Genomic DNA, 15,068 nt, shown 5'->3' with positions numbered 1-15,068 from the left:
ATTTTTTTAAAAAAAAATTTAATTGAGACAGTCACATACCTCATCCAAGAAAAAATTTATTTTTTAAAATTCATCAAATTTAAGAACTTAAATTTTTCTCTTTATTATACTAAAGGCTATGTAAAAATCAAATTAACAGAAATAGTGGTGATAATTTATTTTATATAAATTATCTAAAAATTATTTGGTAAAACTATATTCAGGAACTTTACCTACGATTCCATTGAAATAGCTTTCTAAGATAGCAAAATCTTTTTCTCTGTCTCCAGAGGGTATCATTTTAGGAAAAGCAATAACTTGTTTATTTTTCCAATCAAAACCAATAGCAACAATAGGAACATTTGCTTTTATAGCTATATAATAAAATCCCGTTTTCCATTCGGATACTTTTTTTCGAGTCCCTTCGGGTGAAATAGATAATCTAAATTCTTCTTTTTGTGAAAAGATTTTGGCAATTGCGTCTACTTTGTTTTCATTTTTAAAACGATTAAGAGGTTCTCCTCCTACCCATTTAAAATAATAACCAAAAGGAAATTTAAAAAGTTCTTTTTTAGCAACAAAATTAATATTAATACCTAATGAACCTCTTGTTAATAATCCTATATAAAAATCATGCCAACTAGTATGTGGAACTACAGGCATTACACTTTTTTTTATATCAATCATGTAGGATTGGTAGTCCCCTACAATTTTCCATCCCATTAACTTAAAAAATATAAATTGGTATACTCTTTTTTTCATTTCTTTGAGGCTTCATATCTATTGCATACAAAAGTAATTCAAAATTTTCATCTTATACCAAAAAAATTGTTTTTAAAAGTCTAAAAAAGACTTTTTTAAGTGTTTTAAATCTGTTTTTATTTGGGTTAATATAATAATTCAAATACAGGGTTAACATTGCTTAATTACAAACCGTATCACAGTTATTTTATTTAAAAATTTCACACATCTAAAATAAAAAAACTAGAATCATTCCATCTTAATCTGTTCAAAGTATCTTTCAGTAATAAAATCAATATCTTTAATAGATTTACGAGTCCAATCAATTCTTTTTTCTAAAAATTCTAGATCTGTTAAATGCCAATTAACATTAGAGTGACGTAGTCTATTGGTTAAACTTTGTATAATAATAGCTGCTGATACTGAAATATTTAAACTTTCAGTAAATCCAACCATTGGAATTTTTAAAAATCCATCTGCATTTTTTATAACTTCTTCTGATATTCCTAGTCTTTCAGTTCCGAAATAAATTGCCGATGGCTTAGAAATATCAAAATCCTCAAGCATACTATCTTTTTCATGTGGAGTAGTTGCTATAATCTGGTATCCTTTAGTTCTTAAATCATTAATACAATCTTGATTATTAGAAAACCGCTTAATATCTACCCATTTTTCTGCTCCAAGCGCAATTTCTTTATCAATTCTTTTCCCGAATCGTTGTTCTACTACGTTTAACTCTTGAATACCAAAAACCTCACAACTTCTCATTACGGCACTGGTATTATGTAATTGATAAACATCTTCACAAACTACAGTAAAATGTTTAGTTCTATTAGCTAAAATTTTTTTAAAACCTTCTTTTCTATTCTCTGTTATAAACGTTTCTAAATATTCTAAATATTTTTCATCTTGAAATAAAGATTGCATTGTAAATGTTTTTAATTATATTGGCAAAAGTAATTAAAGTTCTCTATATGTTTTTATGAATTACTTTAATGATAGAACCGTTATCTTTTTAAATCCTAAAATTACCCAATATAATGAAAAAAAAACTAGTTATTTTAACAGGAGCTGGTATGAGTGCTGAAAGTGGTATCAGTACTTTTAGAGACTCTAATGGTTTATGGGAAAACCATGATATTATGGAGGTGGCTTCTCCAGATGGATGGCAGAAAAATCCTGCATTAGTTTTAGATTTTTATAATCAACGTAGGGCTCAACTGAAACGAGTTCATCCTAATAGAGGACATGAAATAATTGCAGAATTAGAAAAAAATTTTGATGTACATATCATAACACAAAACGTAGATAATCTACATGAGCGAGCTGGTAGTTCAAAAGTATTGCATTTACATGGTGAATTAACGAAAGCGAGAAGCACAAAAAACAATACTTATATAATTGATTGGACGGAAGATTTACATATAGGTGATACAGCTCCAGATGGATCACAACTAAGACCCCATATTGTTTGGTTCGGCGAAGCCGTTCCTGGTATAAACCAAGCAATTCCTATATTAGAAAAAGCTGATATTTTAATTATCATTGGAACTTCTTTAAAAGTTTATCCAGCAGCAGGACTTATGCACTATGTTTCAAAACAGACTCCTATTTATTACATAGATCCTAAACCCGCACATGTAAAAAATTCACGTAATCTTATTGAAACAATTCCTTTAAATGCTAGTGAAGGGATACAAAGTTTAATAGAAAGAGGGATTTAACCCTCTTTCTAACGTTTTTACAAAGAATACATTTCATTTTTAGCCTGTTCAAATTCTTTTAATAATTCATCAACTATTTCTTGAACGGGCTTTATATCTTTTATTAATCCTGCTATTTGACCTATTTCTAACTCACCTTCTTCTAAATCTCCTTCAAACATTCCTCTTTTTGCTCTAGCCCGCCCTAATAAAACCTTTAATTCTTCTGGCGAAGGACATTGAGTATAGAGTTCCTGCACATCATTATAAAATTTATTTTTAATTAAACGTACAGGGGCTAATTCTTTCAAAGTAAGCTGAGTTCCTCCTTCTTCGGTGGTAAGTATTCTTTCCTTAAATTTTTGATGGGCAGAACTTTCTATAGAAGCTGCAAATCGTGATCCTAATTGTACACCATCTGCACCTAAAACCATAGCTGCTAACATTCCTCTACCTGTAGCAATACCTCCTGCAGCTATTAATGGAATTGTTATTTGTTCTTTGACCATAGGAATCAAGGTAAAAGTTGTGGATTCTTCACGTCCATTATGTCCTCCCGCTTCAAATCCTTCTGCTACAATCGCATCTACCCCTGCTTCTTGCGCTTTTAATGCAAATTTTGTACTACTTACAACATGGACAACTACAATTCCTTTTTCTTTTAGAAAAGAAGTCCAAGTTTTAGGATTTCCAGCGGAAGTAAAAACTATTTTAACTTCTTCTTCTATAATTATTTGCATTATCTCTTCAATATTTGGATAAAGCATTGGTATATTTACACCAAAAGGTTTATTCGTTGCTTTTTTACATTTTTGGATGTGCTCTCGTAAAATATCAGGATACATGGATCCCGCTCCTATCAATCCTAAACCGCCAGCATTACTTACCGCACTAGCTAGTTTATATCCTGAATTCCAGATCATTCCTCCTTGAATAATTGGATATTTAATATCGAAAAGTGATGTTATTGTATTCAAAATATTTATTTTTTAATTAATTTATCTTGTTTTTTAATCGAATTAACTACTACATAATATTAAACACCTGTATTCAAATAACTTACATTTATTTCTTCGGCTTTATTAGTCAATTTTTTTTGTGTTATCAATTGTCCTAAATTGCCATCAATCTTTAATTTTGAATTAATACCATCTAATGAATTTCACAAGTAATTACTTCAATTGTTGAATTAGAATAAACTTGTTTGAATTCCATTCAAATTCTTTTATACTTAATTCATTATTTAAAGCATTCTGAAAATTAGGTATTCCGTAACCATATTATCTGGTGAAATAAAACGATCTGTTTTTTCTACTGTTTCTACCCCGTTAGATCGTTCTATTTCTTTTTCCGTGGCAAAATCTTTTGTTATAAACAAATAATAACTTGGATCGGGTACCGTTCCTATTAAATTTGTTGTATTAACTCCCATTATGAATAATATATTTGTTTCATGCGAATTACCTTTATAAAAATTATTCGAATCTTTTACAAAATCATAACCTACTAGAATTATTTTTTTATTATGTAAGCTTACAAACAGTGTGGGTGTATTTACTCCTAGAAAACCAGCGTCTAAAATAGCCACTATTTTTCCTTTTTCTGTATAATTTTGCTTATGTAAAAAACGCGCATTCAACATTTGAATTTGAGGAGCTGAATTACCACAATTATAATCAACTCTTAAAGCATTTTGTTCAGACTATTTGTTAACAAAAAATCTATTATCTTGGCTCATTATTTTTCTATTTAATGAATGATTAGCCTACTCAATACGTCTACAAAAAAGATTAGTAAGGACCTCTATGTTTTTTGTATTTCTTTTATGTGTACGCAATTTAACGATTTAGATTTTGCTAAAATAATAATTTCTATAGATAGAGCCTATTTGATTAACATACAGTTGATGAATAAAAACCATCTTTATTATCTAAAAGAATTCCTTGAACTTTTCTTTTATCTAGCGAACGTTGTGACAGTTCTAATAATGGATTAGCAAAGAAAGTGGGTGCATCAGGTTTGTCTTTAGAAAAAATGCAAACATCCTCTTGAGTAAAAAAATAATTTAAAAACAACAGGAATGCTAAAAGTATTTTTAATCTCATATTCTTATATCCTTTTGTTTCCAAATATACACAGAAAACCTTATCTTTAAGCTATTACTCCTGAACCTATAAGCTCCTCTCCTATATGCCAAGATACAAATTGTCCTTGGGTTATAGCAGACATAGGTTCTTCAAACTCTACATACATTCCTGAATCAAACTGGTGTAAAATAGCATTTTTTAATTCTTGTCGATAACGTATACGCGCTTTTACTTGCATTTTTTGACCTGTTTTAAGAGCTAGATCGGTTCGGATCCAATGGATCTCTTCCTTAGCTACAAATAATGCTTTTTTAAATAAACCAGGGTGTGTATTACCTTGACCTGTATAGATAGAGTTACTATATATGTCTGTTGCTATTATAAATAAAGGTTCTTTAGTACCTCCAATATTAAGTCCTTTTCTTTGACCAATAGTGTAATAATGAGCTCCTTGGTGTTTCCCTACAAGCTTTCCCATTTCTGGTGTATATTGAATATTGGATGCTTCAAACTTTAATTTTTCTTCTTCTGTAGTAAATTCAGGTTTAGGCGTACTATATAGATTATTTGTAGCATCTATTTCGTATATAAAACCTTCTTTAGGTTGTAATTGCTGTTGTAAAAATTCAGGTAAACGAACTTTTCCTATAAAACATAATCCTTGAGAATCTTTTTTCTCAGCTGTAATCAGTTCCATTTTAGCCGCTATTTCACGTACTTGAGGTTTTGTCAATTCTCCAATAGGAAATAAGGCTTTTGATAATTGTTCTTGTGATAATTGGCATAGAAAATAGGACTGATCTTTATTACTATCTATACCCGCTAATAATTGATAAATGGTTTGTCCTTCTACTTGAGTTTCTGATTTACGACAGTAATGCCCTGTTGCCACATAATCAGCACCTAATGACATTGCTATTTTAAGAAAAACATCAAATTTAATTTCTCTATTACATAAAACATCAGGGTTAGGGGTACGTCCTTTTTCATATTCAGCAAACATATAATCTACAATTTTTTCTTTGTATTGTTCACTTAAATCAACTGTTTGAAAAGGAATTCCTAATTTTTGTGCAACTAATAAGGCATCATTACTATCTTCTAACCAAGGGCATTCATTAGAAATAGTGACTGAGTCATCATGCCAGTTTTTCATAAATAAGCCAATTACGTCATAACCTTGCTCTTTTAATAAATAAGCGGCTACACTTGAATCTACTCCTCCTGATAAACCTACAACAACTCTTTTCATGTATTCTTTTTTTTAGCCCACAAAGATAATTATTTCTTTTTAACCAATGAAGGCTTCTTATAACCGTTAATTGTATCCGTATTTATTTCTTTTACTAGATTTTTATTGGCATCAAAATATTTCCAAAGACCTTTTTTCTTACCTTCTTTATATTGTCCTTGAATCAGGATTACACCATTATCTTCAAAAACTTTATAATCACCGTGCATAAAACCTTGTAAAAAAACAGCTTCTTCTTTTAAAGTTCCTCCTTTAGAATAAATCTTAGAAATTCCATTTTTAACGCCATTTTTATACATTACCTCTTCTGCTAATACTCCATCTGTAAAAAATATTTTTTTACTTCCTTCTACTCTATCATCTATATAGTTTTCTATACACATAACAGTTTTTAATCCTTTGTGATAGTATTTCCATATTCCTTGTCGAAGTTTGTTTATAACTTTTCCTTCGCTTACTTTTAATCCGTTTTCATCAAAAAAAATGGTATAGGCTCCTCCTTTACCATCAAATTCGCGTGTTGCTTTTAAAATTTTTTTATCACTATCTGTATAGTATTTAAACACTCCATCCTCTACTCCATTTTTAAAATTTCCTTCATAACGAACTCTATTGGATCCTTCATAATATCCTTTCCAAAAACCAATACGTTCTCCTTTACTATTAATTTGATTTTCTGATTCTTTCTTAATTTGGGAAAAAATACTAAATGAACTTAAAAACAGAACTATAAACAACCTATGTATTTTCATCTTTTTACTTTAAAAATAAAACTCAAAATTATTAGTTTTATTTTGTAAACAAAAATAAAACCTATTTAAATCTCATTTGAATAAGTACTTCTCAAAAAATTATCTTCAAAATAAGAATCCCTAAACAGTCTTTATAAAAGACAAAAAAATGTCTAAAAAGCAATAAATTAAAAATCAAACTTATCACTTTTTAGACATCTTAATCTCTAAAAATAGTATTTTATATAATTTTTAAGATAACAATTCTAATATTGCTTCTGCTACTCCCTTAGCAGAAGCAGGATTTTGACCTGTCACCACTCTTTCATCTACAGTAATATGTTTTTCCCACAAACCTGATTTTTCAAAAATAGCACCTCTCTCTATTAATTTAGTTTCAAGCATGTAAGGAACTACTTTTTCTTGCTTTATAGAGATTTCTTCATCATTTGAAAAAGAGTTTATTCTTTTTCCATCAACTAAATATTTTCCGTTACTAAGTTTAATATTTACTAATCCAGAAGGGCCATGACATATACCGCCTACAACACCCTCTGTTTCATAAATTTTTGCTGCTATTTCTGCCAACTCAACATTATCTGCAAAATCCCACATAGTACCATGACCTCCAATATAAATAATAGCAGAATAATCCGTTGCATTAACTTCTGATGGTTTTAAAGTATTATGCACTTTATTATTATACGTTAAATCATTCCAAAATTTAGCATTTATAGGATCTTCTAAATCAAAACCTTCAACTGGAGCAACTCCTCCTTTAGGACTCACAAAATCTATTTCATATCCTCCATTGACTAAAACATCCCAACAATGACTTACTTCTGACAAATAATAACCTGTCGATTCTCCTGTACTTCCTTTAACATTATGACTTGTTAGGACAAATAAAATTTTTGTTTTCATAGTTTGTATATTTATTTTATATTATTTAAACTTTCAAAATAATAATGAAATTTATTTTTCTTAAAGTATTCTCTAGGACTCATTCTAATAAATTCTTTAAAATCCTTATTAAAATGACTTTGATCATAATAACCAAATTCAAGACAATCTAATAAATTTCTTTTTGATAGATGAATTGATTTAATTGTCTTTTCAAGGCGAACCAGCTTTTGAAAATATTTGGGGGTTACACCAAAATGATCTTTAAAATTTCGTTCAAAAGTACGCTTCGAAAAATTTGAATAATCAACTAAATCCATTATTCTTATTGTTTTATAGTCACTATAAATCTTTTGATTAAAATAATCCCAATTAACTAATTCTTCTTTTTTAAAAAAAGACAACAGATCTATTAAAAAATCTTCTATTAATTCTATCTTTTTTGAAATTTCTGTTGTATCTAAAAATCTTTTTTGAAATTCCTTAAACTGATTTCCCCAAACATCATCAGCCCAAACAATTTTATTCTTAACATCTAAATAAGAAACATTAGAAAAGTGTCGAAACATTCCTGATTTAAAACGAACTGCTATAAATTGTTCTTTTAAAACATTTTTATTTAATATTTCTCTTGGACAAACAAGATAAGAATAACTTAATTCTGATTTAGACATAAAAACACTTTCGCCAAAATGAAAAAAAAGGTCTAAACCTGTACCTGGCAAAAAAAAAGATAATGATTCATCATCACAGTACTCCTTGTCTTCATAAAAATATCTATCTATATAAGGCTGTAATTTAGTAGAAGGTTTTACGGACAATTTAGCCATGCAAATATTTAATTTTAATCAAGAATAAAGACTTAATATAGAATTTTATTTCAAAATCAAAGTTAATATACCTATAAGTTATTTATATAACCTGCATGCAAATAAAATTCAAAAATTTCAATTTTTATAAATTCTTCAACAAAAATAAAATTAAATTTATTATTATCGCCTATATAAGGTATACGAAATATTTCCTTTTTATTCTCTCATATCCTCTATTTATTACTTTAGCCTTTTCTAAAAAAGTGATACATACTGATTTTATACTTTCTTTTCACCGTTATATTCATCGTTTTCCCTATTATTTATAAATTTAGTACATCTTTTAAAGTTTATTTTTAAGTACAAATTTACTCCTTTTACACAATCAAGAATTGTAAAAAAACGACATCAAAAAAAATAATATGCGCGCATATTATTTTTTTTGTATATTTGAATTTTAGAATCCAAATGAAAGATAAAACAATAGATTATTTACTTAGAACAACTTGGCAAGCCGTTTCTAGAATGTATAATGAAGAAGGATCTAAATATGAGGGTTCTATGGCTATTGGTTTTGCCCTTTTAAGCATAGACAAAGAAGAAGGTACCCCTTCTACCAGCATAAGTGCAAGAATGGGTATGGAAGCTACCAGTTTAACCCGAACCTTAAAATCATTGGAAGAAAAAGGATTAATTGAAAGAAAACCAAATCCTAAAGATGGAAGAGGCGTTTTGATTTATCTTACTAAAGAAGGAAAATTAAAACGAGAACTATCTAAACAAACTGTTCTTAGATTTAATGAAGTCATCAAACAACATATTAATGAAGAAAAATTAATACACTTCATAGAAGTCACAGAAAAAATAAATGAATTAATACAAGATAAAAAAATATTCAATCAACCAGAGTAATTACAAAATGAAGAGAACAATTAAAAAAGTTGCTGTAGTTGGTTCAGGGATTATGGGTTCAGGAATTGCCTGCCATTTTGCTAATATCGGAGTAGAAGTTTTACTCCTTGATATAGTACCACGTGAACTTACAGAAGCAGAACAAAAAAAAGGGTTAACACTAGAAAATAAAATAGTTAGAAACCGAATCGTAAACGACAGTTTAACTGCCGCTTTAAAATCGAAGCCCTCTCCTATTTATCATCAAAAATTTGCTGATAGAATTACTACAGGAAATTTAACCGATGATATCACAAAAATTAAAGATTGTGATTGGATTATTGAAGTAGTTGTTGAAAGATTAGACATCAAAAAGTCAGTTTTTGAACAAATTGACACACACAGAAAACCTGGAACATTAGTAACTTCAAACACTTCAGGTATTCCTATTCAGTTCATGAGCGAAGGTCGTAGCGAAGATTTCCAAAAGCATTTCTGCGGTACACACTTCTTTAATCCAGCTCGTTATTTGAAATTATTTGAAATTATTCCAGGACCACAAACTTCTTCGGATGTATTGGATTTCTTGAATAATTATGGCGAACAATTCTTAGGAAAAACTTCGGTAGTTGCTAAAGACACCCCTGCTTTCATCGGAAACCGTATTGGTATTTTCGGAATCATGAGTTTATTCCACCAAGTGAAAGAATTAGGGCTTACTATTGAAGAAGTAGATAAATTAACAGGTCCTGTAATTGGTCGTCCAAAATCGGCTACTTTCCGTACTGTTGACGTAGTAGGTTTAGATACTTTAGTACACGTAGCTAATGGTATTTACGAAAACTGCCCTAACGACGAAGCACACGAATTGTTCAAACTACCTGAATTCATCAACAAAATGATGGAAAACAAATGGTTAGGTAGTAAAACAAAACAAGGGTTTTACAAAAAAGAAGGGAAAGACATCCTTTCTTTAGATTTAGATACATTAGAATACCGCGCCAACAAAAAAGCGTCATTTGCCACTTTAGAAATGACCAAAACTATCGAAAAACCTATCGATAGATTCAAAGTATTAGTTAAAGGAAAAGACAAAGCAGGTGATTTTTACCGTAAAAACTTCTCAGCGATGTTTGCTTATGTTTCTAACCGTGTTCCTGAAATTACAGAAGACTTCTACAAAATTGACGATGCTATGAAAGCAGGTTTCGGTTGGGAAAATGGACCATTCGAAATTTGGGACGCAATAGGTGTTCAAAAAGGTATCGAAATGATGCAAGCAGAAGGCTATACACCTGCTTCTTGGGTAACTGACATGGTTGCGTCTGGAAACACTTCTTTCTATAGTGTAAAAGAAGGAGCTACACAATACTACAATACCGCATCAAAATCGCAAGTTAAAGTTCCTGGTCAAGACGCATTTATCATCTTAAACAACATTCGCGAAAGCAAAAAAGTTTGGGGGAATGCCGACAGTACAATTCACCACTTAGGCGATGGGATTTTAAATTTAGAATTCCACTCAAAAATGAACTCTATTGGAGGTGGTGTTTTACAAGGAATCAATAAAGCTATCGACTTAGCTGAAAAAGAATACAACGGATTAGTAATTGGAAATCAAGGCGCTAACTTCTCTGTTGGAGCCAATATCGGTATGATTTTCATGATGGCGGTAGAACAAGAATACGATGAGTTAAATATGGCCATCAAAATGTTCCAAGACACGATGATGCGCGCGCGTTACTCTTCTATTCCAGTGATTGCTGCACCACACGGAATGACTTTAGGTGGTGGTTGTGAACTTTCTATGCACGCGGATAAAATTGTTGCTGCGGCTGAAACCTATATCGGTTTAGTTGAATTTGGTGTAGGTGTAATCCCTGGTGGTGGTGGTTCTAAAGAAATGGCACTACGCGCTGCGGATACCTTCCGTAAAAACGACGTAGAATTAAACGTTTTACAAGAATATTTCTTAACTGTAGGTATGGCAAAAGTGGCAACTTCTGCTTATGAGGCTTACGACTTAGGCATTTTACAAAAAGGTAAAGATGTGGTGGTGGTTAACAAAGACCGTCAAATTGCCGAAGCTAAAAAACACGCCTTGTTAATGGCTGAAGCAGGATATACACAACCAGTACGTCGTAAAGACATTAAAGTATTAGGAAAACAAGCTTTAGGTATGTTCCTTGTGGGTACAGACCAAATGGTTGCGGGACAATACATTTCGGAACACGACCAAAAAATCGCAAACAAATTAGCTTACGTAATGGCGGGGGGTGATTTATCAGAACCAACTTTAGTAACGGAGCAATACTTGTTAGATTTAGAAAGAGAAGCTTTCTTATCACTTTGTACCGAGAGAAAAACATTGGAGCGTATCCAGTTTATGTTAACTAAAGGGAAACCGCTTCGTAATTAATATTTTAAATTATAAATGTTGAATTTTAAATGAAACATAAATAATTTGAAAAACAACAAATAATTTAAAATTTATAATTCAAAATTCAAAATAATGAGTAAAACAGCATATATAGTAAAAGGATATAGAACAGCAGTAGGTAAAGCACCGAAAGGACTGTTCCGTTTTAAACGTCCAGATGAATTGGCCGCTGAAACCATCGAGCACATGATGGCTGAATTACCCAACTTCGACAAGTCAAGAATTGACGATGTAATGGTGGGTAATGCGATGCCTGAGGCGGAACAAGGATTAAATATGGGACGTTTAATCTCTTTAATGGGATTAAAAGTGACTGATGTTCCAGGAGTAACTGTAAACCGTTACTGTGCTTCTGGTTTAGAAACCATTGGTATGGCAACTGCAAAAATCCAAGCAGGAATGGCACATTGTATCATTGCCGGTGGTGCAGAGAGCATGAGTTATATTCCAATGGGAGGTTATAAACCAACTCCTGATTATAAAGTAGCCGCAGCAGGTAACGAAGATTACTACTGGGGTATGGGATTAACCGCTGAGGCTGTAGCAAAGCAATTTAATATTTCACGTGCAGACCAAGATGAATTTGCTTATCAGTCGCACATGAAAGCGTTGAAAGCACAAGCAGAAGGTAAATTTGATGCTCAAATCGCGCCTATCACCGTAGAACAAACGTTCATCAACGAAGCTGGCAAAAAAGAAACTAAATCTTATGTAGTTACTAAAGACGAAGGACCACGTGCGGGTACTTCTGTTGAAGCGCTTTCAGGATTAAAACCTGTATTTGCTGCAGATGGTTCAGTAACTGCGGGTAACTCATCACAAATGAGTGACGGTGCCGCTTTCGTACTGATTATGAGCGAAGAAATGGTGAAAGAATTAAATTTAGAACCTATTGCACGTTTGGTAAACTTTGCATCTTCAGGTGTTGAACCTAGAATCATGGGTATTGGCCCTGTAAAAGCCATTCCAAAAGCGGTACAACAAGCTGGTTTAAAAATTTCTGATATCGAATTATTCGAATTAAACGAAGCTTTCGCAGCACAATCATTAGCGGTAATCCGCGAGTTAGACTTAAACCCTGAAATCATCAACGTAAATGGTGGTGCAATCGCTTTAGGTCACCCACTAGGTTGCACGGGAGCTAAATTATCAGTTCAATTATTTGACGAAATGAAACGCCGCGGTAACAAATACGGTATGGTAACCATGTGTGTGGGTACTGGACAAGGTACAGCGGGGATATTTGAGTTACTATAAATGATGGATTTTAAATTTTAAATTTTAAATGAATTATGAAGAACGATAATATAATTGCTATCAAAACATTTGAATTTGCACTATCAGTTATCAATCTAACAATTCAACTTAAAAAAGAAAACGAGTTCATTATTTCAAAACAATTAATGCGAAGTGCTACAAGTATAGGTGCAAATGTTGAAGAAGCTATAGCTGCTCAATCTAAAAAAGACTTTATTAGTAAAATGTCAATCGCTTCAAAAGAAGCCAGAGAAACTAAATACTGGTTGAGACTTTTAGATAAATCAGAAATAACCAAAATTAATATTGAAATTTATTTAACTGAAATTGAGCATATCATAAACATAATAACCAAAATTGTAAAAACTTCTCAGGAAAGTATAAACTAATTTAAAATTTATAATTCAACATTTAAAATAATAACAAATGGAAGATATTACAAGAGGCGGACAGTTCTTAGTTAAAGAAACGAAATGCGAAAATATATTTACTCCTGAGGATTTCTCAGAAGAACAAATCATGATGCGTGATTCTATCAAAGAATTCGTAGACAAAGAATTATGGTCAGAAAAACCTCGTTTTGAGAAAAAAGACTACGCTTACACCGAAGAATGTATGCGTAAAGCAGGTGAACTTGGTTTCTTAGGCGTAGCGGTTCCTGAAGCTTACGGTGGTTTAGGTATGGGCTTCGTATCAACGATGTTAACTTGTGACTATATTTCTGGTGCTACAGGTTCTTTCTCTACAGCTTTCGGAGCGCACACAGGTATTGGTACTATGCCAATCACTTTATACGGTACAGAAGAACAAAGATTAAAATATGTTCCAAAATTAGCATCGGGTGAATGGTTTGGTGCTTACTGTTTAACTGAACCTGGAGCAGGTTCTGACGCTAATTCTGGTAAAACAAAAGCAGAATTATCAGCAGATGGTAAATCATACAAAATCAACGGTCAGAAAATGTGGATTTCTAACGCTGGTTTCTGTAACTTAATGATTGTTTTTGCTCGTATTGAAGATGACAAAAACATCACGGGATTCATCGTAGAGTATGACCCAGCAAATTCAAACGGAATTACGTTAGGTGAAGAAGAACACAAATTAGGTATTCGTTCGTCTTCTACACGTCAAGTATTCTTCAACGATACAGTTGTTCCTGTAGAAAACATGTTAGCAGGACGTGGTGAAGGTTTCAAAATTGCAATGAATGCGTTGAACGTAGGTCGTATCAAATTGGCAGCTGCTTGTTTAGATGCACAACGTCGTACCATTACAGAAGCTGTAAAATATGCTAGCGAGCGTATCCAATTTAAAACGCCAATTGCAAACTTTGGCGCTATTCAAGCTAAATTAGCTAACATGGCTACTAACGCTTATGTAGATGAAGCAGCATCGTACCGTGCCGCTAAAGATATCGAAACAAGAATTGAATTACGTGAAGCAGCGGGTAACACCCACCAAGAAGCGGAATTAAAAGGAGTGGAAGAATTTGCTATCGAATGTTCAATCCTTAAAGTAGCAGTTTCAGAAGACGTTCAAAGCTGTACTGACGAAGGTATCCAAATTTTTGGAGGTATGGGATTCTCAGAAGAAACACCAATGGAATCGGCTTGGAGAGATGCTCGTATTGCTCGTATCTATGAAGGAACTAACGAAATTAACCGTATGTTATCGGTAGGTATGTTAGTGAAAAAAGCCATGAAAGGTCAGGTAGATTTATTAGGTCCTGCAATGAAAGTGGCTGAAGAATTAATGGGTATTCCTGATTTCAATACTCCTGATTACACGGAACTATTTGCAGAAGAAAAAGAATTAATCGGCAAATTGAAAAAAGCGTTCTTAATGGTTGCAGGATCTGCTGTACAAAAATTTGGTCCAGATTTAGAAAAACACCAACAATTATTGATGTGTGCTTCTGATATGTTAATCGAGATTTACATGGCAGAGTCAGGAATTTTACGTACAGAAAAATTAGCGAAAGCTAAAGGAGCTGAAAATGTAAAAGAACAAATTGCTATGGCGCAATTGTACTTATACCAAGCGGTAGACATCGTTTCTCAAAAAGGAAAAGAAGGCATTGTTTCTTTTGCTGATGGCGATGAACAACGCATGATGTTAATGGGATTACGTCGTTTTACAAAATATACCAATATGCCAAATGTAGTAGCACTTCGCGAAACTATTACTGCTAAAATGATTGCAGAAAACGGCTATTGCTATTAGTCTTTAAATTTTAATTAGTTTGGTTAAAAGGGTCACTATTTAATAGAAA

General features: G+C 31.9%; 15 protein-coding genes. 6 read left to right on the top strand and 9 right to left on the bottom strand.

Annotation, left to right across the window (positions count from 1 at the left end; genetic code table 11):
- Positions 1–180 precede the first annotated feature (180 nt).
- Complete coding sequence (locus AWN65_RS04190) at positions 181–741, bottom strand: 1-acyl-sn-glycerol-3-phosphate acyltransferase (protein WP_060382016.1); 561 nt, start codon at positions 739–741, stop codon at positions 181–183.
- 228 nt (positions 742–969) lie between these two features.
- A complete protein-coding gene (locus AWN65_RS04185; RefSeq protein WP_060382015.1) occupies positions 970–1,647 on the bottom strand; it encodes a TrmH family RNA methyltransferase in 678 nt (225 codons plus the stop codon).
- A 113-nt stretch (positions 1,648–1,760) separates the two neighbouring features.
- On the opposite strand from AWN65_RS04185, the gene AWN65_RS04180 reads away from it, so the two are divergent.
- Positions 1,761–2,444 carry an SIR2 family NAD-dependent protein deacylase gene (locus AWN65_RS04180; RefSeq protein WP_060382014.1) on the top strand — a complete coding sequence of 228 codons (684 nt, stop codon included), beginning with the start codon at positions 1,761–1,763 and terminating at the stop codon, positions 2,442–2,444.
- Between the two features lie 17 nt (positions 2,445–2,461).
- On the opposite strand, the gene AWN65_RS04175 is transcribed toward AWN65_RS04180, so the two are convergent.
- The 7 genes from AWN65_RS04175 to AWN65_RS04145 all read right to left on the bottom strand — a co-directional run bounded on the left by AWN65_RS04175 (position 2,462) and on the right by AWN65_RS04145 (position 8,226).
- Complete coding sequence (locus AWN65_RS04175; RefSeq protein ID WP_060382013.1) at positions 2,462–3,400, bottom strand: NAD(P)H-dependent flavin oxidoreductase; 939 nt, start codon at positions 3,398–3,400, stop codon at positions 2,462–2,464.
- Between the two features lie 266 nt (positions 3,401–3,666).
- Complete coding sequence (locus tag AWN65_RS14955; protein ID WP_060382012.1) at positions 3,667–4,065, bottom strand: S8/S53 family peptidase; 399 nt, start codon at positions 4,063–4,065, stop codon at positions 3,667–3,669.
- Between the two features lie 250 nt (positions 4,066–4,315).
- A complete protein-coding gene (locus tag AWN65_RS14950) occupies positions 4,316–4,528 on the bottom strand; it encodes a hypothetical protein (protein WP_060382011.1) in 213 nt (70 codons plus the stop codon).
- A gap of 46 nt (positions 4,529–4,574) precedes the next feature.
- Complete coding sequence (gene mnmA / locus AWN65_RS04160; RefSeq protein ID WP_060382010.1) at positions 4,575–5,762, bottom strand: tRNA 2-thiouridine(34) synthase MnmA; 1,188 nt, start codon at positions 5,760–5,762, stop codon at positions 4,575–4,577.
- Between the two features lie 29 nt (positions 5,763–5,791).
- A complete protein-coding gene (locus AWN65_RS04155) occupies positions 5,792–6,514 on the bottom strand; it encodes a toxin-antitoxin system YwqK family antitoxin (RefSeq protein ID WP_060382009.1) in 723 nt (240 codons plus the stop codon).
- 231 nt (positions 6,515–6,745) lie between these two features.
- Complete coding sequence (locus tag AWN65_RS04150) at positions 6,746–7,417, bottom strand: type 1 glutamine amidotransferase domain-containing protein (protein ID WP_060382008.1); 672 nt, start codon at positions 7,415–7,417, stop codon at positions 6,746–6,748.
- A gap of 11 nt (positions 7,418–7,428) precedes the next feature.
- Positions 7,429–8,226: a helix-turn-helix domain-containing protein gene (locus AWN65_RS04145; protein ID WP_060382007.1), complete on the bottom strand. Its 798-nt coding sequence runs from the start codon at positions 8,224–8,226 to the stop codon at positions 7,429–7,431.
- Between the two features lie 450 nt (positions 8,227–8,676).
- Here AWN65_RS04145 and AWN65_RS04140 point away from each other — a divergent pair, with 450 nt between their 5' ends.
- The 5 genes from AWN65_RS04140 to AWN65_RS04120 all read left to right on the top strand — a co-directional run bounded on the left by AWN65_RS04140 (position 8,677) and on the right by AWN65_RS04120 (position 15,019).
- A complete protein-coding gene (locus AWN65_RS04140) occupies positions 8,677–9,120 on the top strand; it encodes a MarR family winged helix-turn-helix transcriptional regulator (protein WP_060382006.1) in 444 nt (147 codons plus the stop codon).
- A gap of 7 nt (positions 9,121–9,127) precedes the next feature.
- Positions 9,128–11,518 (top strand): 3-hydroxyacyl-CoA dehydrogenase/enoyl-CoA hydratase family protein, encoded by a 2,391-nt coding sequence (locus AWN65_RS04135; protein WP_060382005.1) that lies wholly within the window; start codon positions 9,128–9,130, stop codon positions 11,516–11,518.
- A gap of 93 nt (positions 11,519–11,611) precedes the next feature.
- Positions 11,612–12,796 (top strand): acetyl-CoA C-acyltransferase, encoded by a 1,185-nt coding sequence (locus tag AWN65_RS04130; RefSeq protein WP_060382004.1) that lies wholly within the window; start codon positions 11,612–11,614, stop codon positions 12,794–12,796.
- 35 nt (positions 12,797–12,831) lie between these two features.
- On the top strand, positions 12,832–13,185 hold the full coding sequence (locus tag AWN65_RS04125; RefSeq protein WP_060382003.1) for a four helix bundle protein: 354 nt from the start codon (positions 12,832–12,834) through the stop codon (positions 13,183–13,185).
- Positions 13,186–13,222: 37 nt separating this feature from the next.
- Entirely contained in the window at positions 13,223–15,019 is a 1,797-nt protein-coding gene (locus tag AWN65_RS04120; protein WP_060382002.1) for an acyl-CoA dehydrogenase family protein, read from the top strand.
- The last annotated feature ends 49 nt before the right edge of the window (positions 15,020–15,068 follow it).

The organism is Flavobacterium covae, from assembly GCF_001534645.1.
In the GTDB taxonomy this organism is placed as follows: Bacteria; Bacteroidota; Bacteroidia; order Flavobacteriales; family Flavobacteriaceae; genus Flavobacterium; species Flavobacterium covae.
The sequence above is the reverse complement of the archived record's forward strand: the minus strand, read 5'-3'. Positions and strand labels throughout refer to the sequence as shown.